This window comes from Kocuria sp. MNB10 (genome assembly GCF_054073685.1).
Genome location: NZ_CM133411.1, coordinates 2,818,387 through 2,841,180, shown reverse-complemented (window position 1 = coordinate 2,841,180; position 22,794 = coordinate 2,818,387). Strand labels below are relative to the sequence as shown.

Here is a 22,794-nt window from a genome sequence, read left to right as displayed (position 1 = left end):
CCGGGACCCAACGGGGAGGGCTCAGTCCCCGGCGCGCACTGTGATCGCGTGATCGTCGGACACGGTGGTGCCGGAATCGTCCGTGCCGCTCACGCGCACGGTGTACGTCCCGGGGTCGAGCGTGACACTCGTGCGTAGTTCCGTGCCCGTGGTCGGATCCGAGCCGGGGGAAGCGGGTGCGATGTTCCCACTGTGCACGACGCGGTCGTCCTCGAGCACCTCCCAGAGGGCGTCACGCACCGAGGGCAGCACGCGGGCGAAGACCGTCACGGGGCTCTTGGGTTCCGCCCCGGTCTGGGGGTCGACGAGCCACACGGGCGCGGCCAGTGCGGGGTCACGCGTGAGCGGGGCATGAAGTTCCACGGCTCCGAAGGCCTTGTACCCGCTCTGCCCGTTCACGAGGACCCGCACCTCCTTGGCCGTGGACGAGTCCAACAGCCCGGCGGTCACAGCCGCCGCGGAGACCGTGTACACCATTTGCTGCAGTGCGACCCGCGCGTCCTGCGGGGAGAGTTGGGAGGCGAACGCGGCGGCGGGCAGGTCCACGGTGATGGTTCCGTCCGGGGACACGGAGGTGCCCACGGTGTCCACGGCGGACCACAGGGACCGGTAGTCCGGGTCCGCGGGGGTGGCCGAGGTGACCATGAGCGCCGCCTGGGCCACGGGGTCGGTCGTGTCCTGGGAGGTCGGGGTGCGGAACTCGCGGAACAGGTAGCGCGATTGGTCCCCGGTGCCCACCCAGTACACGGGGGCCTGTTCGGTGGCCACGCCTTCCATCGCGGTGTCCGTGTTCATGGGCGCGGAGGCGATCCCGGGGGCGGCTTCGGAGTTGTGGTCCGGTCGGTCGGCGGCGGTCCCGCACGAGGCCACGACCGCGGCGAGCGACACGGCGAGCGCCCCCGTCGCGGCGCGCCGAAGTCCGCCGGGCGCGGTGGCACGACGACGCTGCGGCTCGGTCGTTCCTGCGGGATTTTTCACGGCTACACAACTTACCCACCGGGAGCCACGGGCGCTAACGTCGCACGTGGATCCGGGCGGACCGTTATGGGATTGCAACCTGCGGCGCGCGAGCCCGTCGGTCCCGGCGGGTCCAGGTCCGCGCGCACCGGTAGGCTGGACCCGATGAGCGAACCAACCGAAGGGACCGAGGCACTGAGCACTCCGCCCACCGAACGAACCCGCGTCACCGTGCACGTACCGGATCGGGAGACCGCCGTCCGGACCTTGGGTCACGGGGACGCGACCTTGCGTCTGCTCGAGCAGCAGTTCCCGGCCGTGCGGATGACCGTGCGGGACCTGGACGTGGCCCTCGAGGGGCCCGTGATCGACACCCGCCTGGCCGCCTCCCTGCTCGAGGAACTTCTCACGATGGCGCTGCGCGGCACCGAGATCACCGAACGCACGGTGCTGCGCGTGGCCCGCATGATGCGTGACGCCCAGGACCTGCGCCCGTCGAGCGCGCTGTCCACGAGCATCCTCTCCACCCGGGGCAAGACCATCCGGCCCAAGACCGTGAACCAGAAGACCTACGTGGACGCGATCGACGAGCACACCGTGGTCTTCGGGATCGGGCCCGCCGGTACCGGCAAGACGTACCTGGCCATGGCCAAGGCCGTGCGCGCCCTGCAGGCCAAGGAGGTCAACCGGATCATTCTCACGCGTCCCGCGGTGGAGGCCGGCGAGCGACTGGGCTTCCTCCCAGGTTCGCTCAACGACAAGATCGACCCCTACCTGCGTCCCCTCTACGACGCCCTGCACGACATGATGGACCCCGAGTCCATTCCGCGGCTCATGGAGGCCGGGACCATCGAGGTTGCCCCGCTGGCCTACATGCGCGGGCGCACCCTCAACGACGCCTTCGTGATCCTCGACGAGGCCCAGAACACCACCCCGGAACAAATGAAGATGTTCCTCACCCGTCTAGGCTTCGGCTCACGGATCGTGGTTACCGGTGACGTGACCCAGGTGGACCTGCCCGGGACCACCAAGTCCGGACTGCGCCAAGTCCAACACGTGCTCGGGAAGATCGACGACATCGCGTTCTGCGAACTGACCTCCGCGGACGTGGTGCGCCACGAACTCGTGGGCGAGATCGTGGCCGCCTACGACCAGTTCGACACCACCAACCGCCACCGCGTGGAACGAGCCCGCCGCAAGGACGAACGCCGAGCGGCGTCGTCCGAGCGCACCGAGGGAGACACCCCGTGAGCGTGGCCTTCGACCTGCCCTGGGACACCCCCGCCGAACAGGCCGAGCTGCCCACCGCCTACCGCGCCGTGGACACCGACCAGCTCGAGGCCCTCGTGGACCTCGCCTTCACCCGCTGGCACCTGCACCCCGACACCGAGGTCAGCATCGCCGTGGTGGACGAGACCCGCATGGCCGAACTGCACGAACAGTGGCTGGACCTGCCCGGTGCCACCGACGTCATGTCCTTCCCCATGGACGAACTGCGCGAGGGCACCCCCGACGACCCTAGCCTGGGCGTGCTCGGGGACGTCGTACTGTGCCCACCCGTGGCCGAACGCCAGGCCGCGGCCGCCGGCCACAGCACCCAGGACGAACTGTGCCTGCTCACCACCCACTCCCTGCTGCACCTGCTGGGCCACGACCACGCCCACGAGGACGAACGCGCCCGCATGTTCACCGCCCAGCGCTCGCTGCTCGAGGAGTTCCTGGGCCGGGACGCGCCCGTGGAGACCATGACGTGAGGCGCCGCACCGCCTCCGACCCCCGCACCGACTGAACGACCGAGGACCCGCGATGACCCAGCCCACTGAACAGCCCGCTGACTTCCGCGCCGGTTTCGCCGTGTTCGTGGGCCGGCCCAACGTGGGCAAGTCCACGCTGACCAATGCGCTCGTGGGGCGCAAGGTCGCGATCACGTCCAACCGTCCGCAGACCACGCGGCACACCATCCGCGGGATCGTGCACCGCACCGACGGTCAGTTGATCCTCGTGGACACCCCCGGCCTGCACCGTCCGCGCACGCTGCTCGGTCAGCGGCTCAACGACGTCGTGGCCCAGACCCTGGGTGAGGTGGACGTGATCGGGTTCTGCGTGCCCGCGGACCAGAAGGTGGGCCCGGGGGACCGGTACATCGCCCAGCAGGTCGTCGCCGCCGTCGGGCGCACCCCCGTGGTCGCGATCGTGACCAAGGCGGACCTCGTCCCCCAGCAGCGCCTCGCCGAACAGCTCGTGGCCGTGAGCGAGCTCGGGCGCGAGGTCGTCACCGAGGAGCGCGCCCAGCGCGACGCACGACGACGACGTCGCGACGCGGCGCCGTCCGCCAAGGGCACCGGCGGTCGCCCGGCCGCGCAGCGCACCGAGGACACGCCGGCCGGATGGGCCCACGTGATCCCCGTGAGCGCGGCGGACGGCTTCCAGATGGACGAGATCGCCGAGCTGCTCGTGTCGCTGATGCCCGTCTCCCCGCCCCTGTACCCGGAAGGGGACCTCACCGACGAGCCGGAGGTCACCATGATGGGCGAACTCATCCGCGAGGCTGCGCTCGAGGGCGTGCGGGACGAACTGCCCCACTCGCTCGCCGTGGTCGTGGACGAGGTCTCCGAACGTGAAGGCCGCTCACCCGACAACCCCATGCTGGACGTCCACGCGAGCCTGTACGTGGAACGGGACTCCCAGAAGGCCATCGTGATCGGCAAGCGCGGTGCGCGACTGCGCGAGATCGGAACGCGCGCCCGAGCCCAGATCGAGTCTCTACTGGGCACCCGGATCTACCTGGACCTGCACGTCAAGGTCGCCAAGGAATGGCAACGGGACCCCCGACAGCTGTCCAAGCTCGGGTTCTGAGCGGATACACACCACACGTCAACCCGGTGCCGTAGCCTGACCTACCAGTCAGGGCCGCACGCCCCGCCCGATCCGAGACCCCAGGAGACGTCACCGGTGGATCCCAGCTCAGCACCACGCCGGAGCCGCCGGAGTTCGCGTACGAGCGCGCCGTGGAGTACGCACCCCGCCCGCCGCACGGATCGCGACGGCGAGGCGTACGACCTGCGCCAGACCGGACGTCATCACCGCGCCCATGTCCACCGCTCCTCGGTACGCAGGATCGCCGTGATCCTGGCCGTGTTCGGGCTACTGGCCGTACTCGGCATCGGCGGGATCGCCGCGCTGCGCCTGACCGGCAACCTCACCTCGAGCCCCCTGAACCTCTCCGACGGTGCCGAGAACGTGGACGACGGCCCCCTGGACATCCTCGTCATGGGCTCGGACACTCGCCACGGCCAGGGCAACAGCGAATACGGCAGCGAGGACGACGCCGAGGGCCGCACCGACGTCATGATGCTCGTGCACGTGACCGAGAACCGCGACGCCGTCACCGTGGTCTCCTTTCCCCGGGACCTCATGGTCAGGATCCCGCAGTGCACGGACCCCAAGAGCGGCACCGTGTACCCGGCCACGACCGGGATGCTCAACAGTGCGGTGGAACACGGCGGCCCTGGGTGCACCGTGGCCGCGATCAACCGACTCACCGGCGTGAACATCGACCACTTCATGCTCGCCGACTTCAACGCCGTCAAGGAACTCTCCAGCGCCGTGGGCGGCGTGCAGGTATGCGTCAACGAACCGGTGGATGACCCCAAGTCCGGGCTGCGCCTGCCCGCCGGGATCTCCTCCGTGGAGGGCGAACAGGCACTCGCGTTCCTGCGTTCCCGCGCGGCGTTCGGCAACGGTGGGGACGAGGCCCGCATCCGCTCGCAGCAGTCGTTCCTGGCGTCCCTCACGCGCAAGATCCAGGCGGACGGGACGCTCACCAACCTCCCGCAGCTCTACCACATCGCCGAGGTGATGACCCAAAACCTGCACGTGGACCAGGGGTTGACCTCCATCCCCACCCTCGTGGGCATGGCCGGTGCGCTCAACGGCATCGATCCCGGCCGGATCGCGTTCGTGACCGCGCCGTCCGAGCCCTACCCGCAGGACCCCAACCGGTTGCAGCTGGAAGAGAAGCCCGCCGAGCGGCTCTTCGAGACCCTGCGTCGGGACGTCTCCGTCACGGAGGCCCGCGACGCGCCGGCGGCGTCCCCCGGGCCCTCCCACGCGATGGGGGAGACCGCTACCCCCGTGCCGAGTGCCACGCACCCCACCGAGCCGGCGGCATCGCCCACCGCGACCGGCCCCGCCGTGGACCCGTCGCTCGTGCCGATCACGGTGAGCAACCGCACGGACGCCGGGGGCCGGGACCACCAGCTCGTGAGCGTGCTCGAACGCGCCGGCTACGACCAGGCGCGCACCGCGTCCTCCGGCACGCAGCTCGCGGCCACGCAGATGTTCTACAACCCCAACTGGGCGCTGGCCGCGGACGACGTCGCCGCTGTCCTGAACGTCTCACCGAGCCAACTCGTGGCGAGCTACGACGTGCCCGGGATCGAGGTCGCGGTGGGCCAGGACTTCCGTAGCGGTGACACGATGGACCGCAACGCCGCCCTGCCCGAGGACCTGCAGGGCCAGACCGCGGAGCAGTTCACGTGCCAGGAGACCGCGGCGGGGTAACGATCCGGTGTGCCGGTGACCTAGTGGTACGTTGGATCACATGCGGCAAGGGATGACGCTACTCCTGCTTACGTGCCGCAGCGGGGCCTGAACCGATCCTCACGGCCGACCACCCGCTGCGGAGTTCCGTGGTGCCGGCCCACAAGCTTCTGATCGAAAGGCCCCCTTCCCATGAAGAATTTGCAGCGTCCCTCCGGAATGCCCGTCCACAAGTACACCCCGTACCACCAGAACTTCCCGTTTGACATGTCCGACCGCACGTGGCCGGACAAGGTGGCCACCACGGCCCCGCGCTGGTGCGCCGTGGACCTGCGGGACGGAAACCAGGCGTTGATCGACCCCATGGACTCCGAGCGCAAACTGAAGATGTTCCAGTTGCTGGTGAAGATGGGCTACAAAGAGATCGAGGTGGGCTTCCCGTCCGCCTCGCAGACTGATTTCGACTTCGTGCGCACCCTGGTCGAGGACGACCTGATCCCGGAGGACGTCTCCATCCAGGTGCTCACGCAGTCCCGCGAGCACCTGATCGAGCGCACGTACGAGGCAATCGAGGGCGCACCGCACGCGATCGTACACCTGTACAACTCCACGTCCACCCTGCAGCGACGCGTGGTCTTCGACCGCGACATGGACGGCATCGTGGACATCGCCCTGACCGGTGCCAGGTTGTGCCGCAAGTACGAGGAACAGCTCAAGCACACCGACGTCACGTACGAGTACTCCCCGGAGTCCTACACGGGCACCGAGCTCGAGTTCGCCGCGCGGATCTGCAACGAGGTCGCCGAGACCTTCGAGGTGGGTGACGGTCGCAAGATGATCATCAACCTGCCCGCGACCGTGGAGATGGCCACTCCCAACATCTACGCGGACTCGATCGAGTGGATGGGCCGGCACCTGTACCACCGCGACGACATCATCCTGTCGCTGCACCCCCACAACGACCGCGGGACCGGTGTGGCCGCCGCCGAGCTGGGCTACCTGGCCGGGGCGGACCGGATCGAGGGGTGCCTGTTCGGCAATGGCGAGCGCACCGGCAACGTGGACCTGGTGACCCTGGGGTTGAACCTGTTGACCCAGGGCGTGGACCCGCAGATCGACTTCTCGGACATCGAGGAGATCCGCCGCACGGTGGAGTACTGCAACCAGTTGCCCGTGCCCGAGCGCAGCCCGTACGGCGGTGACCTGGTCTTCACCGCGTTCTCCGGTTCGCACCAGGACGCGATCAAGAAGGGCTTCGAGGCCATGCAGCGGGACTCGCAGGAGCGGGGCGTGGACATCGATGACATGGAATGGGCCGTCCCGTACCTGCCGGTCGACCCCAAGGACGTGGGCCGCAGCTACGAGGCCGTGATCCGCGTGAACTCCCAGTCCGGCAAGGGTGGCGTGGCCTATCTGCTCAAGAGCGAGTACGGCATCGACCTGCCCCGCCGGGCCCAGATCGAGTTCTCCGGGGTCGTGCAGAAGTACACCGAAACCTCGGGGTCGGAGGTCACCGCGCAGCAATTGTGGAAGATCTTCACCGACGAGTACCTGCCCGCCAAGGACGGCGGCGGCGAGCTGTGGGGTCACTACCGCATCACGTCCATCTCCACCCATGCCGAGGACGAGGGCAACACGGTCCTGGAGATCGGCCTGGACGTGGGCGGCGAGCACCACGAGCGCACCGCGCACGGCACCGGGCCCATCGACGCGCTGATTCAGCTGTTCAACGCGGAGGGCGTGGACGTGCGCCTGCTGGACTACACCGAGCACACGCTGTCCGCGTCCGCGAACGCGCAGGCCGCGAGCTACGTGGAGCTCGCCGTGGGTGACCGCGTGCTGTGGGGTGCGGGGATGGACAACAACACCACGCGAGCGTCCCTGAAGGCCGTGATCTCCGCGGTCAACCGCGCCGTGCGTGACGCGCAGTTGGCCCAGCAGGACTGAGCGCGCTCCTTCCCTTCTCCGACGACTCCGCTGCGGGCACCCGGGTGCGCCGCAGCGGAGTCGTGTCCGGGGTAGGTGGCACAATGACCCGATGGCCCGTTCAACCTTCGCATCGCGTAGCTATCGGGACGACGCCGTGGTGCTGCGCACCTACGACCTCGGTGAAGCGGACCGGATCGTGATCCTGCTGACGGCCGAGAACGGCCAGGTCCGGGCGGTGGCCAAGGGGGTGCGGCGCACCAAGTCGCGGTTCGGTGCGCGCCTGGAACCCTTCCACGTGGCCCAGGTGCAGCTCGTGCACGGACGGAACCTGGACATCGTGTCGCAGGCCATCGGCAAACGGGCATACGGGCAGAGCATCGTGGCCGACTACGAAAAATACACCGCCGCGGCGGCCATGGTCGAGACCGCGGAGAAACTCACCGCGGACGACTACGACACCGCAGTCCAGCACTACCAGTTGCTCGTGGGAGCGCTGTCCGCCCTCGCGCGTGGTCTGCACGAACCGGGGCGCATCCTGGACTCTTACCTGCTACGCGCCGTCGCCCTGGCCGGTTGGACGCCCAGTTTCGTGGACTGCGCACGGTGCGGGGCTCCCGGGCCCCATCGCTCGTTCTCCGCGGCCCTCGGCGGTGCGGTGTGTCCTCAGTGCCGTCCGCCGGGATCCGCCGCGCCCAGTGCGGCCACGTTCGTGCTGCTGGACGGGCTGCTGCGCGGGGACTGGTCCACGATCGACGCCGCCGACACCAAGACCGCGCGCGCAGCTGCCGGGTTCGTGGCGGCGTACATCCAATGGCACATGGAGCGCACGGTGCGTTCCCTGGCCCTCGTGGATCGAGGGGACGGCTGAGGCGGGGAGTGCCCGCTACTCGGTGGGAAGTTCTAGGGTGGGGGAGGACCACCCCGTCGCTTCTCGAAAGGATCCCCGCATGAGCCGCTTCGCCCCGCCGCCGCCCCATCCCAGCGGTGCCACGGTGCCCGCCCTGGATCGCGATGCCATTCCCCGACATCTGGCCCTCGTGATGGACGGCAACGGCCGCTGGGCCAACGACCGCGGACTGCCGCGTACCGAGGGGCATCGGGAGGGTGAGCGAGCCCTCATGGAGGTCGTCGCGGGAGCCATCGACCTGGGGATCCCGTACGTGTCCGCGTACGCGTTCTCCACGGAGAACTGGAAACGGTCCCCGGCCGAGGTCGCGTTCCTCATGAACTTCACGGGGGACGTGATGTCCCGCCAGCTGCCCACGTTCAAGGAATGGGGGATCAAGGTGCGGTGGGCAGGGCGGCGCCCCCGCCTGTGGAAGTCCGTGATCAACCGACTGGAGACCGCGGAGCGCGAGACCCAGGACAACGATGTCATCACGCTGACCATGTGCGTGAACTACGGCGGTCGCGCGGAGATCGCCGACGCCGCGGTCGCGATGGCTCGGGACGTCCAGGAGGGGCGGCTCACGCCCGGGTCGATTACCGAGGACATGGTCCAGCGGTACCTGGATGAGCCCCAGTTACCGGACGTGGACCTGTTCCTGCGGTCCTCGGGAGAACAGCGGCTGTCCAATTTCATGCTGTGGCAGTCCGCATACGCGGAAATGATGTTCCTGGATATCCTGTGGCCGGACATGGACCGCCGTGTGCTGTGGCGTGCGGTAGAGGATTACGCTCACCGCAACCGACGATACGGGGGAGCGATGGATCAGACGGCCCCGGCCACGGGGGAGTAACCGCCGAATTGGGTCCTCAGTATTTAGAGTTTCAACTGAATATTGATACTTATAATTCGAGTTTAGATTGAGACTGTATCTAACCTGAACTCGTCTTCCCGTCGTATCAGCGCCCACTTGGCATACCCGCCGGTGATGCGCCCGAGGTGGTCCGGGAGCGGGCACCCCGTGTGAAAAACTGGCCCCATGCGCGTGTACCCCGCTTTCTTCAATCTCGTTTTCTCCTGGATGGACCCGGAACTCGCCCACACCGTGGGGTTCGCGGGGATCAAGCTGGCCCGCCGTGTGGGCCTGGGGCGGGTGCTGCACCGCCTTACCCGCCCGGATCCGGGCAACGAGGTCCATGTCATGGGGCTCACCTTCCCGTCCCCATTCGGTCTGGCCGCGGGTTTCGACAAGGGCGCTACCGGTACCCACGCGTTAACGAACCTCGGCTTCGGCCACGTGGAGATCGGCACGGTCACGGGCCAGGGTCAGCCGGGCAATCCCCGTCCGCGGCTGTTCCGCCTGGTCGAGGACCGCGCCGTGATCAATCGTATGGGCTTCAACAACGACGGCGCGGAGGCCGTGGCCCCGCGAGTGGCCTCGGCACTGCAGAGCCTCGCCCAGGACGCCGCCCGTACGCATCGTGCGCGCCCCGTGGTGGGCGTCAACATCGGCAAGACCAAGGCCGTGGGTCTCGAGGACGCCACGGACGACTACGTGCGCAGCACCCGCGTGCTCGCCCCGTATGCGGACTACCTCGTGGTCAACGTTTCCTCCCCGAACACCCCCGGACTACGCCAACTCCAGGAGCTCGACGCGCTGCGACCGCTGTTGCGAGCCGTGCGGGAGGAAGCGGACCGGGTCACGTCGTGGCACGTGCCGCTGCTCGTCAAGATCGCCCCGGACCTCGCGGACCAGGACGTCCTCGCGGTCGCGGACCTGGCCCGGGACCTGGGGCTGGACGGCATCGTCGCGACAAACACCACGATCGCCCGCGAGGGGCTCGGTCTGCGCAGCGACGCACAGGACGTGATCGCGTGTGGAGCCGGCGGACTCTCGGGGGCGCCCCTGCGGCGTCGTTCCCTCGAGGTGCTCAAGCTGCTGCGAGGTCACGTGGGGGAGGACCTCGTGCTCATCTCCGTGGGAGGCGCCACGAGCGCCCGGGACGTGATCGAGCGACTGGACGCCGGTGCTTCCCTGGTGCAGGGCTACACTGCGTTCCTGTACGAGGGGCCGTTCTGGGCGGCGCGGATCAATCGCGGCCTGCGCCGTGCCGCACGGCGCACCTCGCACTGAGGACCCACGGAACCGATGGAACGAGGGGCCGGCCCATCATGGTGGGCCGGCCCCTCGCGGGTTCTGCGGGTGTTACTCGGGACGCTCGCCCCGGCGCACCTGCGGCTTGGGCAGGCGCATGCGGCGCATCGTAAAAGTACGCATCGCGGCGTACCAGCGGGTGCCGGGCTGGACGGTGCCGAACGTGCGGCGCAGTGCCGCGTGCAGTCGGTTGGACATGATGATCGCGTCGATCACGCACAGGATGATGTAGCCGTACACGACCCAGATCAGTGTGATGGCCACGGACTGCACCGGCAGGAACATCAGGACCAGGATCAGCAGCAGGAAGATCAGCACGTACTCGCCGATGTTGAACCGGGAGTCCACCCAGTCCCGGGCGAAACGGCGCTGGGGCCCGGCGTCCCGCGGGCCCAGGTAGCGTTCGTCTCCGGCGGCCATGCCGGCCTGTGCCTGGGCGCGCCGTTCCCGTTCCGCGATCCTGGACTCGGCTTTGGCGGCCTTGCGGTCCTCCGGGATCAGGGGTCGGCGACGCGCGGCCTCCTGCTCCTTGCGGGTGGGGGTGGGGCGGCCTTTTTTGCCCTCGGGCGTCCTCCCGCCACCGGGCTGCCCACCGCGGTCGGTGGGGACGGCGGGATCGGCCGTGGCGCGCGCGCCCACGGCGGTGGATCCCGAGGATTCAGCTGACTTCTTGCGTCGAAACACCCGACAAGCCTACCGGAGTGCCACGACGTCACCGCGCGCGTGACAGGAGGCAACCGAACGGGCTTGCCACGGTGCGCGCCGAGCTCCCGCCGTTAGGCTGGGCCCATGGCTACTGACTTCACACGTCCCAGCTCCGACACCGTCGATGCCCTCCGGGCGAGCGTGGACGGTTCCCGGGACATCCTGCTGGAAGAACTCGGCTCCCTCGTGGCGATCCCCGGCATCGCGTGGGACTCGTTCGACGCCGCCGACCTCGAGCGCAGTGCCGAGGCCGTGGCCGGTCTGCTCCGGGGCCTGCCTTTCGACAGCGTGGAGATCCTGCGCGAGCCCCGCGGGGACGCTGCGGGGCACCCCGCCGTCGTCGCTCGCAAGGCCGCGGCACCCGGGTACCCCACGATCCTGTTGTACGCCCATCACGACGTCCAACCCCCGGGCAAGCGTGAACTGTGGAACACCGAGCCGTTCGAGGCCGTGGAGAAGGACGGTCGGCTCTGGGGTCGCGGCGCGGCCGACGACAAGGCCGGCGTTATGGTGCACGTGGGCGCGCTGCGCGCGTTCTTCGAGCGCATCGGCGAGCGCCCGGGCCTGGGTGTGACCGTGTTTATCGAGGGCGAGGAGGAGGCCGGTTCGCCCGGTTTCGAGGACTTCCTGGCCGCGCACCGGGACAAGCTCGCCGCGGACGTCATCGTGATCGCGGACTCCGCGAACTGGGAAGTGGGCGTCCCGGCACTGACGACGAGCCTGCGCGGCGTCGTTGGAGGGATCGTGGAGGTCAGCGTGCTGGACCACTCGGTGCACTCCGGCATGTTCGGCGGGCCCGTTCTGGACGCACCCACGCTGCTGTCGCGACTGATCGCGACCCTGCACGACGACGACGGCGCCGTGGCCATCGCGGGGCTGCTGAGCGAGGACGACACGGACGTGGACTACGACGAGGACCGCTTCCGCGAGGACGCCGGCGTGTTGGACAGTGTGCAACTTGCCGGGCGCGGCTCGATCTCGTCGCGGTTGTGGACCCAGCCGGCGCTGTCCGTTACGGGGATCGACGTCACCGATGTCGCGACCGCCTCCAACACCATCGCGGCCACCGCGCGCGCCAAGCTGAGCCTGCGGATTGCTCCTGGCCAGGACGAGCGGGAAGCGGGGGAGGCGCTGCGCAAGCACGTGGAGGACAACGCCCCGTTCGGCGCGCACGTGAGCTTCGCACTCGAGGAGACCGGCCCCGCCTTCCGTGCGGACACCGGTGCCGTGAGCTCGCAGATCGCCCTGTGGGCCTTCGAACAGGCGTGGGGGCGCCCGGCCGTCACGGCGGGGATGGGCGGATCCATCCCCTTCACCGCGACCCTCACCCGGGCGTACCCTGAGGCACAGATCCTGATCACCGGTATCGAGGACCCGGACACCCGGGCCCACAGCGCCAACGAATCCCTGCACATCGGGGACTTCCTGCACGCCGTCACCGCCGAGGCCCTCGTGCTCGCGGCGCTGGCCCAACAGGGAGAGCGCAGCGCGGAATGATTCCCCGCGCCGGCGCGTTCCACCAGGCAGAAGGGATCCACCGAACCCGGGGTCGCAACCCCGCGTCGCACAGAAAGTGAGCACCATGAGCGTCACCACCGACAACGAGACCACCCAGGACATGCCCACCCACGAGGTCCTGCTCACGGACACCGCGGCCCAGAAGGTCCGCGACCTGCTCGAGCAGGAGGGGCGCACCGACCTGCGGTTGCGCGTCGCCGTGCAGCCGGGCGGCTGCTCCGGGCTGATCTACCAGCTGTATTTCGACGAGCGCGTCCTCGACGGCGACCACGTCCGCGGCTTCGACGGCGTGGAGGTCATCGTGGACAAGATGAGCGTCCCGTACCTGAGCGGGTCCACCGTGGACTTCGAGGACTCCATCTCTAAGCAGGGCTTCTCGATCGACAACCCCAACGCGCAGGGCTCATGCGCGTGCGGTGACTCGTTCCACTGATCGATCGCACCGAACAGGGGTGCGTTCGGATCCTCAGGGGGTCCGTGCGCACCCCTTTTTCGTGCCCGCTCGAGGGGCTCATCGGTGCACGTAGGGGAGGGGATCGGCGGGGTCTGCCGACGGCCCCGCTCGCGACACGGCGCGCTGACACAGTGTCAGCGGATCCGGGGGCGGAGGGGTAAGCTTCCTAGGGAGAACCATCCACGGGCAACGCGTCCATTGTGCCCACGCGCAGGACCGATGCGGAACCCACACACACAAAGAGGAAGGGCCGTCTGTGAGTTCGCAAACTCGAACCGGCAGCCGCCGCGGCCGAGCGCTCAAGGCCTCGGCAGTGGCAGTCCTGGCGACGATCTCGCTCACCGCTTGCTCGGAGCAATCGAAGCTGGGCTTCTTGCCCACCGAACGGGGCACCACCGACAACGCCGATCAGGTCATCGACTTGTGGATCGGGTCGTGGATCGCGGCGCTCGGCGTGGGTCTCGTGGTGTGGGGTCTGATGCTCTGGTGCATGGTCGCCTACCGGCGTCGTAAGAACGAGACCGGCTACCCCCGCCAGCTCGCGTACAACGCCCCACTGGAGATCTTCTACACGATCGTCCCGATCGCCCTGATCGTGACCCTCTTCTTCTTCTCGTACCGCGCGCAAACGGCCATCACGGACCGCTTCGAGAACCCGGACGTCAAGATCCAGGTGTACGGCAAGCAGTGGGCGTGGGACTTCAACTACCTGGACGACAACGTCCACTACCAGGGCATCCAGGCGCACCTCACGGGCGAGCCCGGCGTCGAGGAGACCCTGCCCACCCTGTACCTGCCGGCCGACAGCAAGGTCGAGCTGGAGATCACGTCCCGCGACGTCATCCACTCGTTCTGGGTGCCCGCCTTCCTCGAGAAGATCGACATGATCCCGGATCGCACCAACTACATGAGCTTCACCACCGGCCGCGAGGGTACCTTCGCCGGCAAGTGCGCCGAGCTGTGCGGTGAGTACCACTCCGAGATGCTCTTCAACGTGGCCGTCGTGAGCCAGCAGGAGTACGACGCCCAGATGCAGCGCCTGCGCGACGAAGGCAACACGGGCATCCTCGGGGACGAGTACAACCGCAACCCGAACCTCAACGAAACGTCCAACAACTAGGGGATAGGCAATGTCTACGCTCGAATATTCGCGGGACGACGCGGCCACGACCGCACCCCGCGTTGTCCCACGGTCCAAGGGCCGGGTGATCGTCAACTGGCTCACCTCGACCGACCACAAGACCATCGGGTACATGTACCTGATCTCGTCCTTCATCTTCTTCTGCGCCGGTGGCGTGATGGCTCTGCTGATCCGGGCCGAGCTCTTCCAGCCGGGCATGCAGATCCTAGAGACCAAGGAACAGTACAACCAGCTGTTCACCATGCACGGCACCATCATGCTGCTGATGTTCGGCACACCGCTGTTCATCGGTTTCGCCAACGTGATCGTGCCCCTGCAGCTCGGTGCGCCGGACGTGGCCTTCCCCCGTCTGAACGCCCTCGCGTTCTGGTTCTTCCTCTTCGGCTCGCTCATCGCGGTATCCGGGTTCATCTCCCCGCAGGGCGCGGCCTCCTTCGGATGGTTCGCCTACGCGCCACTGAACAGCACGACATTCAGTCCGGGCGTTGGTGGTGACCTATGGGTCTTCGGCCTGGTCCTGCAGGGCTTCGGCACCATCATGGGTGGCGTGAACTTCATCACGACCATCGTGTGCATGCGTGCGCCGGGTATGACCATGTGGCGCATGTCCATCTTCACCTGGACCACGCTGATCACCTCCATGCTGATCATCATGATCTTCCCGCCGCTGGCCTCCGCCCTGTTCGCACTGGGTATGGACCGGCGACTCGGCGGCCACGTGTTCGACGCCGAGAACGGTGGCGCCATCCTGTGGCAGCACCTGTTCTGGTTCTTCGGTCACCCCGAGGTCTACGTGTTGGCCCTGCCGTTCTTCGGCATCGTCTCGGAGATCGTCCCGGTGTTCTCCCGCAAGCCGATCTTCGGGTACAAGGGTCTCGTCTTCGCGACCATCGCAATCGCGGCGCTGTCCGTGACCGTGTGGGCGCACCACATGTACGTGACCGGCGCGGTGGCCCTGGGCTTTTTCTCCTTCATGACCATGATGATCGCGGTGCCCACCGGCGTGAAGTTCTTCAACTGGATCGGCACCATGTGGCAGGGGTCGCTGACGTTCGAGACGCCCATCCTGTGGGTGCTCGGCTTCCTCTTCACCTTCCTGTTCGGTGGTCTCACGGGCATTATCCTGGCGACGCCGCCGCTCGACTTCCACGTCTCCGACACCTACTTCGTGGTGGCGCACTTCCACTACGTGATCTTCGGAACCATCGTGTTCGGCATGTTCGCGGGCTTCTACTTCTGGTGGCCCAAGTTCACCGGCAAGATGCTCAACGAGCGGATCGGCAAGATCCACTTCTGGCTGCTGTTCGTGGGCTTCCACATGACGTTCCTGATCCAGCACTGGCTGGGTGTGGACGGCATGCCGCGTCGTTACGCCGACTACCTGCCCGAGGACGGGTTCACCTGGATGAACCAGTTCTCGACCATCGGTTCCATGCTGCTGGGCGTGTCCATGATCCCGTTCTTCTGGAACGTGTACACCACCCACCGCAACGCCAAGAAGGTGGAAGTGGACGACCCGTGGGGCTTCGGTGGTTCCCTCGAGTGGGCCACCTCCTGTCCGCCCCCGCGTCACAACTTCACCTCGTTGCCTCGGATCCGTTCCGAGCGCCCCGCGCTGGATCTCCACCACCCGGAGCTCTCGGCGTTCTCCAGCCAACAATATGAGGCCGAGACCCCCCTGGTGGGCGGCACCGGAAGGAACGGACGATGAGCGCAACTATCAAGACGTTCCTGCTGCTCGGTGTGTTCTGCACCGTGGTGGGCCTGGTGTATGGATTCGTCACCGAGTTCCAGGAACTCGCCGGATTCCCCGCACTGCTGGCCGTGGCCGCAATGAGCTTCATGCTCGTGGTCTACCTCTGGCTCGTGCAGCGCTCCACCGGGGGCACGCTCCCGGAGGACCGCGAGGACGGTGAGATCGTGGAGATGTCCGGTGACTACGGGGCCTTCTCCCCGTGGAGCTGGTGGCCCCTGCTGCTCGGCATCGGCTCGGCGCTGTTCGTGACCGCGCTGGCGGTCGGCTGGTGGATCATCGGCCTGGCGGTCCCGGTGGCCGCTCTCGGTCTGCTGGGCCTGGTCTTCGAGCACTCCCGCGGGGAGCACGCCCACTGATCAGCATCGGCTGACCATACCACGAGGCCCGCACCATCATGGGATGGTGCGGGCCTCGTCATATCTCCCAACCGGGGCAGGGTTCGCGATCAGCCCCGAGCCTTACGGGCGGGGGTCCGGCATCGATACGCGCGTCGTGCAGCCCTCAAGGTAGTGGTGGCCGGCGGGGATGCTCTGGAGCTCGACGAGCATTCCCCACGGTGCCTTGACGTGGACCGGCCCTTTGCCCTCGGCGTGGTTCGCCGTCCGCGGTCAGGCCGTGGTACACGACCCCGGCACCGAGTCTGTCGACGATGAACCGGGTGGTGGCGTCGAGATCGCGCGCGGTGACGCCGATGTGCTGAATACCGCGCGGAAGCAGAGGTGAATTCATGACGACATCGAGATGGACCATGTGCCCGGGCTATGCTGCACGGATCCGTCGCGGCGGCCGCCGCAGGTCATCCCCGTCCGGGGTGAGATCGCGCAGGCGGGAAATCCCCAGGCGGGCCAGACACCGACCCACGGTGCGCAGGTGCATCTGGTGCCCGAGATCCAGCAGGTGACGGTGGATGCGCCGGGCCGAGCGGGCAGCTGCCTCGGTCCCGGCCACCACCGCGGTCTGCTGGCTCAGTGCATCGAAGATCTCATTCGTGAGGGGCTCGGCCAGCCTGGGTGCGTGCTTCTTGAGCCTGGCCCGCACGTGCCCGCCACCGGCCGCGGCCAGTGTGGCCGGGGTCGGGTAGCGGCTGAGCAGGTCGGCTACCGCCGGGTGGGCGACCCGTGGCCCCAAGACCCGTCCCAGGTCCGGGTGGATCTGGGGGAGCATCCCGCGCAGCCGGTTGGAGGTGGCGGTAATCTGGGCGGCCAGGTCATCCAGGATCGCGCGCAGCCGGGCTTCGTCGTTGGGCGGTGCCTTGTCGTAGACCGTCTTCCCGGCCGCGGTCACGGCGTGGTGGTCGGACTCGCCGACGTTGAGGCCGAGGAACACCGGTGGTTGTGGTTGCTCTGACAGGGCCGAGTCCCTTGTCCTCCCCTGCCGCACGAGCATGCTGGCCGACCGGGGGATGGTCACGCTCAGCATCCACGTTACGAAGGCCCTCCAGGGGCGATCCCGCCCCTATCAGCGATCCACGACCACCGGACCGGCCCTCGGTGACAACACCCCCCAGATCATCGGCGACTGGGGCAAACGATCATGCCGAGCACCGACCGGTCAGCACCCCTCCATCCTGCTGGGCGAAAGGGCCAGGAAGAAGGTCACGGGGGCTCTCTTGCCCACAGTGGCGGCGGCCACCATCGAGCGGGGATGAGGCTGACGCTTCGGCTGACACCGTGTCATGGGTTAAATGGTTCCATGGAGCCCATGGGGAAAATTGCAGGGCAAGGGGGAGCGATGGCCCACGGGCTCGCGTTGGTAGGCCTGCCGGAGCTCGAGTTGCACGGCATGTCGGAAGCGGTACGGGACGAAACCGAGATCCCGAGGGCCGTGGCTCGCCTTCTCGAGCGGTTGAACGGCCAGGGCGCCATCGGATCGCGGGATGTGCATCTCTGCTATGACGGAATGAGCGACAGGGCGCTGATTCGGGTCACAGTGGCCGTCGGAGAGCCGATGATGGGTACTCGCCCCGTGACCTTACCGGGGGCCGGAACGGCAGCTGTCATTCGGTTCCGGGAGCGGCCGGTCAATACCGGGGACGCATGGCTCATGGTGGACACGGCACTTCGAGGCAAGGGGCTCACCGCCGTGGGACCGTATCGTCAGACCATCCATGGGGACGGGAGCGTCACCCTTGCCGTGCCCGTCAGCTCCGGGACGCCGCGTACGGAGGCCGAGGCCAGCGCATAGAACAGTGACCAGCCGGCTCCGGGCTGGAGGCATAGGAAAGGGCCCGTTCGGATTATGTGATCCGAACGGGCCCTCCCGATCAGCGATCGAGTCAGCTGGGCCCGGGGCCTACTTCTCGATCTGTGCGCTGTGCGAGCCGGCGCCGACGCTGGCGGGCTCGGCGTGGTGATGACCGTGAGCCGCTTCCAGCTCGGCGGGCGTCACGGGGGCCACACGGTCCTCGAAGAAGATCCGGCTCAGACCGCCGCGCATCTTCTCACTCGCCGTGATCTTGCCCTTGGCATTGGCACGAGCGGGTTGGACCTCGCGGTCCTCGAAGTTCACGAGCTTGTAGCGACGGTATTCATCCAGGGGCTCGTGGACCTCCACGAACTCACCGTGCGGCAGGGCCTGGATGCGGCCCGACTCGCGGCCGTGGAGCACGATCTCCCGGTCCTTGCGCTGCAGGGACAGGCAGAAGCGGCGGGTGATGATGAACGCCAGGATCGGGCCCAGGAAGTACAGGGCTCGCAGCCAGTAGATGACGTCGTTCACGGCCACGTGGAAGTGGGTGGCGATGAGGTCACCGCTGGCCGCGATCATCTGGATGGCGTAGAAGGTGACGCCGGCGGCGCCCACGGCGGTGCGGAACGGCGCGTTACGCGGACGGTCCAGGATGTTGTGCACGCGGTTGTCGCGGGTCACCCAACGCTCGATCCACGGCCACGCGAACATGACACCGAACATCAGGGCCATGGGGATCAGCGGCAACAGAATGGCCAGCGGAACCGCCAGACCGAAGATGTTGACCTCCCACGAGAATGGCCAGTGACCGGGCATCAGGCGCAGACCGCCGTCGGAGAAGCCCATGTACCAGTCGGGCTGGGAGCCAGCCTGCACGGGGGAGGGATCGTAGGGACCGTAGTTCCAGATCGCGTTGATCGTGGTGGTCGCGGCGATGGCGGCCAGGATGCCGAACACGATGAAGAAGAATCCACCCGCTTTCGCGGCGTAAATGGGACCCACGGGGAAGCCCACCACGTTGTCCTCGGTGCGACCCGGACCGGGGAACTGGGTGTGCTTGTGGACCACGACCATGAACAGGTGGATCACGATCATCATGAGGATCAACGCGGGGATGATCAGCACGTGCACGATGTAGAGGCGACCGATGATCGCGTGGCCGGGGAACTCGCCACCGAACATGAACATGGAGATGTAGGTACCCACGATCGGGACGGCCTTAGCGATCGCGTCCGCGATGCGCAGACCGTTACCGGAGAGCACGTCGTCGGGGAGCGAGTAGCCGGAGAAGCCGGCCACGATCGCCAAGATGAAGAGCACGCAACCCACGACCCAGTTCAGCTCACGCGGGCGGCGGAACGCGCCGGTGAAGAACACGCGCAGCATATGCACGGACAGCGCCATGACGAACAGCAGCGCGGACCAGTGGTGCAGCTGACGCAGGAAGAGGCCGCCGCGGATGTCGAACGAGATGTGCAGGGTGGAGGCGTACGCCCCGGACATCTCGACACCCTGCATGGGGACGTAGCTGCCGTTGTAGGTAAGGGACGTCATGGTGGGGTCGAACCAGAACGCCAGGAAGGTGCCGGACAGCAACAGGATGATGAAGCTGTAGAGGGCGACCTCACCGAACATGAAGGACCAGTGGTCGGGGAAGACCTTACGGCCGAACTCCTTGACCATCGCGGAGGCGCCCACGCGCGTGTCCACAAAGTTGGCGATCCGGCCCGTGGTGGTCGTGGGGCGGTATTCGAAGTCTGTTGATGTGGACATTAGTTCGCCTCATCCTGCATGTCTTGGACGGCGAGATCGCGCTGCGAGTAGGTCGGTCCCACGGGCTCGTGGAAGTCGCTACGGGCAACGAGGTAGCCGTCGGAATCAACGGTAATGGGCAGCTGCGGCAGGGGGCGGGATGCCGGGCCGAAGATGACCTCGCACTCTTTCGTGAGGTCGAACGTGGACTGGTGGCACGGGCACAGCAAGTGGTGCGTGTGCTGCTCGTACAGGGCGATCGGGCAACCCACGTGCGTGCAGACCTTGGAGTAGGCGAAGATGCCGTCCACGTTCCAGTCACTGCGCTCGGGGGAGACGTTGACGTCCTCCGGGGCCAGTCGCATGAGCAGGACCACGGCCTTGGCCTTCTCGTCCAGGTAGCCCTCTTCGTGGCTCAGGCTGCTGAGGTTCTCCGGGACCACGTGGAACGCGGAACCGAGAGTCACGTCGGACGCCTTGATGGGGGTACCGGAGGGGTCGCGTACCAGGCGCACGCCCTCGTCCCACATGGTGTGGCGCAGGACCTTGAGGTCGGTGGGACCGAGGTCCTTGAGCAGACCCACGAAGGGGAGGGGCATGAGCACTGCGGCGCCGATCAGCGTGTTGCGCAGCAGCGGGCGGCGCCGCACACCGGACTCGTCGTAGATGGTGTTCAGGATGCCCTGCGCCTCGGCGCGGTCCTCTTCCGGGCGCAGGTCGTGGCGCATCTCCACGATCTCGTGGTCCGGCATGAGGGTACGGGCCCAGTGGACCACCCCGATACCGATGCCGAACATGCCGAGGGCGATGCCGAGGCCCAACAGCAGGTTCTGCAACCGCAGCTGCGCGGTGGGCTCGGTGTTGACGGCGTCGTACAGAGGACCGTCCACGCGGATACCGAAGTACGCCACGAAGAACAGGATGGATCCAATGATGGAGAGCAGGAACAGCAGGACCACCTGGTGTTCAGCTCGCTTCGCGGCCTTGGGATCTACGTCCGTCACGCGGGGGCGGTGCGGTGGAAGCCCCGGGTTGGGGAAGTTTTCCGTGCCCGTTCCGTCCGAGGTGACAACCGCCCCGCTCTTGTGGGGAGTGCCGTCACGATGGTCGCCCATGTGGTCCCTCATTCTTCTCTTGGTGCTGTGAATACTGTTTCGGGTGCCGGTGGGTACCGGCGGGGCGCTCTCAGGCGGAGCGCGAGGTCAGCCACACGGTGAAGCCGATGACGATCACCAGGCCGATGGTCCAGATGAACAGCCCCTCGGACACGGGGCCCAGGGAGCCGAGGCTGAAGCCACCCACGGTGGTGTTGTTGTCGAGGGTCTTCAGGTACGTGATGACGTCCCGCTTCTCCTCGGGGGTGATGTTGGCGTCGTTGAACACCGGCATGTTCTGCGGGCCGGTCTGCATGGCCTCGTAGATGTGCTTTTCGCTCACGCCCATGAGGGAGGGGGCGAACTTGCCGCGGGTCAGGGCACCGCCCTGGCCGGCGGCGTTGTGGCACATGGCGCAGTTGGCCAGGAACACCTTGGCGCCGTTGGCGGAGTTGCCCTCGCTGATGTCGAGGTACTCCTCCTCGGGGACGGCGGGGCCGGCACCCAGGGAAGCCACGTACGCGGAGAGCTGCTTGGTCTGTTCGTCGTTGAACTGCTGCGGCTTGACCTGCGCCTGGGGGCCCTGCATCTGCATGGGCATACGGCCGGTCCCCACCTGGAAGTCGACGGAGGAAGCGCCCACGCCGATCAGGGAGGGACCGGTGTTGGTGCCCTGGGCCTGCATGCCGTGGCACGTGGAGCAGTTGGACATGAAGAGCTTCTGCCCCTCCTCGACGTCCTGAGCCGAGTACGTGGTGGTGTCGGCCTTGGCTTCATTGGTGGTTGTGGCAACTGCGTAGAGTCCACCGGTCAGAAGCAAAGCCATGACCAACAGCGCGAGGGCTGCCAGGGGATGGCGGCGCTTTTGTGAGAGTGCCTTCACGTCAAACGTTCCTTTTACTCGGTTCTAGAACTTGGATGGGCGAACGGTCCTGGGGGCCTACTTGATGAAGTAGACCAGCACGAACAGGACGATCCAGACCACGTCGACGAAGTGCCAGTAGTAGGACACCACGATGGCCGAGGTGGCCTCGTAGTGACCGAAGCGCTTGGCAACGAAGGCGCGGCCCATGATGAAGAGGAATGCGATCAGGCCACCGGTCACGTGCAGGGCGTGGAAACCGGTGGTGATGTAGAAGGCGGAGCCGTAGGCGTTCGCAGCGATCGTGACGCCTTCGGAAACGAGAGCGACGTACTCGTAGACCTGCACGGACACGAACACGGCGCCCATGAGGAAGGTCAGGGCGAACCACTCGGTCATGCCCCACTTGGTGAACTGGAGGATGCCGCCGGTGCGCCGGGGCTGGAGCCGCTCGGCGGCGAAGACGCCGAACTGGCACGTGACGGAGCTCAGCACCAGGACGATGGTGTTGGCCAACGCCATGGGCACGTTGAGCAGCTGTGTGTTCTCGTGCCAGACCTCCGGGGAGGTGGCGCGCAGAGTGAAGTACATGGCGAAGAGTCCGGCGAAGAACATCACTTCGGAGGACAACCACACGATGGTGCCCACGGATGTGAGGTTGGGGCGAGTGATGGTCGCGCCCACCGGTTTGGCTGGGGTATGAGTCGCAGTTGTCACAGAGACATTATGTCGCCAAAACTCCTGGCGAACCAACCACCACGGCCTCCGCAGCGCATCGTGTCGCGTCCTCGAGGTGTGATCTGGACAACCCTCCCGTCCGCCGGCCCCCGCCTGCCACCGCACTGCGTCACGCGGA

Annotated in this window: 19 protein-coding genes and 1 pseudogene; 13 read left to right on the top strand and 7 right to left on the bottom strand. The window is 67.3% G+C overall.

Features of this window, described 5'->3' with window-relative positions; all coding sequences use genetic code 11:
• Positions 1 to 21: 21 nt before the first annotated feature.
• Positions 22 to 978: a GerMN domain-containing protein gene (locus tag ACW9PK_RS12920; RefSeq protein WP_457016158.1), complete on the bottom strand. Its 957-nt coding sequence runs from the start codon at positions 976 to 978 to the stop codon at positions 22 to 24.
• Between the two features lie 144 nt (positions 979 to 1,122).
• On the opposite strand from ACW9PK_RS12920, the gene ACW9PK_RS12915 reads away from it, so the two are divergent.
• The 8 genes from ACW9PK_RS12915 to ACW9PK_RS12880 all read left to right on the top strand — a co-directional run bounded on the left by ACW9PK_RS12915 (position 1,123) and on the right by ACW9PK_RS12880 (position 10,448).
• Complete coding sequence (locus ACW9PK_RS12915) at positions 1,123 to 2,208, top strand: PhoH family protein (RefSeq protein WP_457016157.1); 1,086 nt, start codon at positions 1,123 to 1,125, stop codon at positions 2,206 to 2,208.
• A 47-nt stretch (positions 2,209 to 2,255) separates the two neighbouring features.
• Complete coding sequence (ybeY, locus tag ACW9PK_RS12910; RefSeq protein WP_231885507.1) at positions 2,256 to 2,711, top strand: rRNA maturation RNase YbeY; 456 nt, start codon at positions 2,256 to 2,258, stop codon at positions 2,709 to 2,711.
• Positions 2,712 to 2,763: 52 nt separating this feature from the next.
• Positions 2,764 to 3,813 carry a GTPase Era gene (locus tag ACW9PK_RS12905; RefSeq protein ID WP_064845849.1) on the top strand — a complete coding sequence of 350 codons (1,050 nt, stop codon included), beginning with the start codon at positions 2,764 to 2,766 and terminating at the stop codon, positions 3,811 to 3,813.
• Positions 3,814 to 3,909: 96 nt separating this feature from the next.
• Positions 3,910 to 5,520 (top strand): LCP family protein, encoded by a 1,611-nt coding sequence (locus tag ACW9PK_RS12900; RefSeq protein ID WP_457016156.1) that lies wholly within the window; start codon positions 3,910 to 3,912, stop codon positions 5,518 to 5,520.
• 171 nt (positions 5,521 to 5,691) lie between these two features.
• Positions 5,692 to 7,446: a 2-isopropylmalate synthase gene (leuA, locus tag ACW9PK_RS12895; protein ID WP_312794297.1), complete on the top strand. Its 1,755-nt coding sequence runs from the start codon at positions 5,692 to 5,694 to the stop codon at positions 7,444 to 7,446.
• Between the two features lie 91 nt (positions 7,447 to 7,537).
• The gene (recO, locus tag ACW9PK_RS12890) at positions 7,538 to 8,296 is read left to right on the top strand and encodes a DNA repair protein RecO (protein WP_064845846.1); all 759 of its coding nucleotides are present in this window, start codon (positions 7,538 to 7,540) and stop codon (positions 8,294 to 8,296) included.
• Between the two features lie 79 nt (positions 8,297 to 8,375).
• On the top strand, positions 8,376 to 9,167 hold the full coding sequence (locus ACW9PK_RS12885; protein WP_144931864.1) for an isoprenyl transferase: 792 nt from the start codon (positions 8,376 to 8,378) through the stop codon (positions 9,165 to 9,167).
• A 186-nt stretch (positions 9,168 to 9,353) separates the two neighbouring features.
• On the top strand, positions 9,354 to 10,448 hold the full coding sequence (locus ACW9PK_RS12880; protein ID WP_457016155.1) for a quinone-dependent dihydroorotate dehydrogenase: 1,095 nt from the start codon (positions 9,354 to 9,356) through the stop codon (positions 10,446 to 10,448).
• Positions 10,449 to 10,520: 72 nt separating this feature from the next.
• Here the strand turns inward: ACW9PK_RS12880 and ACW9PK_RS12875 are convergent, their stop codons facing one another.
• On the bottom strand, positions 10,521 to 11,153 hold the full coding sequence (locus tag ACW9PK_RS12875) for a DUF3043 domain-containing protein (protein WP_085106043.1): 633 nt from the start codon (positions 11,151 to 11,153) through the stop codon (positions 10,521 to 10,523).
• A gap of 105 nt (positions 11,154 to 11,258) precedes the next feature.
• Between ACW9PK_RS12875 and ACW9PK_RS12870 the strand changes: the two genes are divergently transcribed.
• The 5 genes from ACW9PK_RS12870 (at position 11,259) to ACW9PK_RS12850 (ending at position 16,399) form a co-directional block, all read left to right on the top strand.
• On the top strand, positions 11,259 to 12,671 hold the full coding sequence (locus ACW9PK_RS12870) for a dipeptidase (protein WP_085106044.1): 1,413 nt from the start codon (positions 11,259 to 11,261) through the stop codon (positions 12,669 to 12,671).
• Between the two features lie 85 nt (positions 12,672 to 12,756).
• Complete coding sequence (locus ACW9PK_RS12865; protein WP_035961960.1) at positions 12,757 to 13,125, top strand: HesB/IscA family protein; 369 nt, start codon at positions 12,757 to 12,759, stop codon at positions 13,123 to 13,125.
• A 277-nt stretch (positions 13,126 to 13,402) separates the two neighbouring features.
• Positions 13,403 to 14,266, top strand: a complete 864-nt coding sequence (ctaC, locus tag ACW9PK_RS12860; protein WP_179861217.1) for an aa3-type cytochrome oxidase subunit II — start codon at positions 13,403 to 13,405, stop codon at positions 14,264 to 14,266.
• 10 nt (positions 14,267 to 14,276) lie between these two features.
• Entirely contained in the window at positions 14,277 to 15,998 is a 1,722-nt protein-coding gene (ctaD, locus tag ACW9PK_RS12855) for an aa3-type cytochrome oxidase subunit I (RefSeq protein WP_085106046.1), read from the top strand.
• Positions 15,995 to 16,399, top strand: coding sequence for a cytochrome c oxidase subunit 4 (locus tag ACW9PK_RS12850; RefSeq protein ID WP_064845200.1), 405 nt, complete (start codon positions 15,995 to 15,997; stop codon positions 16,397 to 16,399). Before ctaD ends, ACW9PK_RS12850 begins: the two co-directional genes overlap by 4 nt.
• A gap of 406 nt (positions 16,400 to 16,805) precedes the next feature.
• On the opposite strand, the pseudogene ACW9PK_RS12845 reads toward ACW9PK_RS12850, so the two are convergent.
• From ACW9PK_RS12845 to ctaE, 5 genes and pseudogenes are all read right to left on the bottom strand, one after another.
• Positions 16,806 to 17,393: pseudogene (locus ACW9PK_RS12845) on the bottom strand (hypothetical protein); the annotation flags it as partial.
• Positions 17,394 to 18,335: 942 nt separating this feature from the next.
• Positions 18,336 to 20,003, bottom strand: a complete 1,668-nt coding sequence (qcrB, locus tag ACW9PK_RS12840) for a cytochrome bc1 complex cytochrome b subunit (protein WP_457016153.1) — start codon at positions 20,001 to 20,003, stop codon at positions 18,336 to 18,338.
• Complete coding sequence (gene qcrA, locus ACW9PK_RS12835) at positions 20,003 to 21,097, bottom strand: cytochrome bc1 complex Rieske iron-sulfur subunit (protein WP_183085777.1); 1,095 nt, start codon at positions 21,095 to 21,097, stop codon at positions 20,003 to 20,005. Before qcrA ends, qcrB begins: the two co-directional genes overlap by 1 nt.
• A 70-nt stretch (positions 21,098 to 21,167) precedes the next feature.
• Entirely contained in the window at positions 21,168 to 21,959 is a 792-nt protein-coding gene (qcrC, locus tag ACW9PK_RS12830; RefSeq protein WP_457016151.1) for a cytochrome bc1 complex diheme cytochrome c subunit, read from the bottom strand.
• A gap of 57 nt (positions 21,960 to 22,016) precedes the next feature.
• Complete coding sequence (gene ctaE, locus ACW9PK_RS12825) at positions 22,017 to 22,655, bottom strand: aa3-type cytochrome oxidase subunit III (protein ID WP_064845194.1); 639 nt, start codon at positions 22,653 to 22,655, stop codon at positions 22,017 to 22,019.
• Between the last annotated feature and the right edge of the window lie 139 nt (positions 22,656 to 22,794).

What these genes read in the sequence shown, in the direction of transcription:
- ACW9PK_RS12915 (WP_457016157.1), top strand. Translation starts at nt 1,123, where the DNA reads ATGAGCGAACCAACCGAAGGGACCGAGGCACTGAGCACTCCGCCCACC.
- ACW9PK_RS12905 (WP_064845849.1), top strand. Translation starts at nt 2,764, where the DNA reads ATGACCCAGCCCACTGAACAGCCCGCTGACTTCCGCGCCGGTTTCGCC.
- leuA (WP_312794297.1), top strand. Translation starts at nt 5,692, where the DNA reads ATGAAGAATTTGCAGCGTCCCTCCGGAATGCCCGTCCACAAGTACACC.
- recO (WP_064845846.1), top strand. Translation starts at nt 7,538, where the DNA reads ATGGCCCGTTCAACCTTCGCATCGCGTAGCTATCGGGACGACGCCGTG.
- ACW9PK_RS12885 (WP_144931864.1), top strand. Translation starts at nt 8,376, where the DNA reads ATGAGCCGCTTCGCCCCGCCGCCGCCCCATCCCAGCGGTGCCACGGTG.
- ACW9PK_RS12880 (WP_457016155.1), top strand. Translation starts at nt 9,354, where the DNA reads ATGCGCGTGTACCCCGCTTTCTTCAATCTCGTTTTCTCCTGGATGGAC.
- ACW9PK_RS12870 (WP_085106044.1), top strand. Translation starts at nt 11,259, where the DNA reads ATGGCTACTGACTTCACACGTCCCAGCTCCGACACCGTCGATGCCCTC.
- ACW9PK_RS12865 (WP_035961960.1), top strand. Translation starts at nt 12,757, where the DNA reads ATGAGCGTCACCACCGACAACGAGACCACCCAGGACATGCCCACCCAC.
- ctaD (WP_085106046.1), top strand. Translation starts at nt 14,277, where the DNA reads ATGTCTACGCTCGAATATTCGCGGGACGACGCGGCCACGACCGCACCC.
- ACW9PK_RS12850 (WP_064845200.1), top strand. Translation starts at nt 15,995, where the DNA reads ATGAGCGCAACTATCAAGACGTTCCTGCTGCTCGGTGTGTTCTGCACC.
- qcrB (WP_457016153.1), bottom strand. Translation starts at nt 20,003, where the DNA reads ATGTCCACATCAACAGACTTCGAATACCGCCCCACGACCACCACGGGC.
- qcrA (WP_183085777.1), bottom strand. Translation starts at nt 21,097, where the DNA reads ATGGGCGACCATCGTGACGGCACTCCCCACAAGAGCGGGGCGGTTGTC.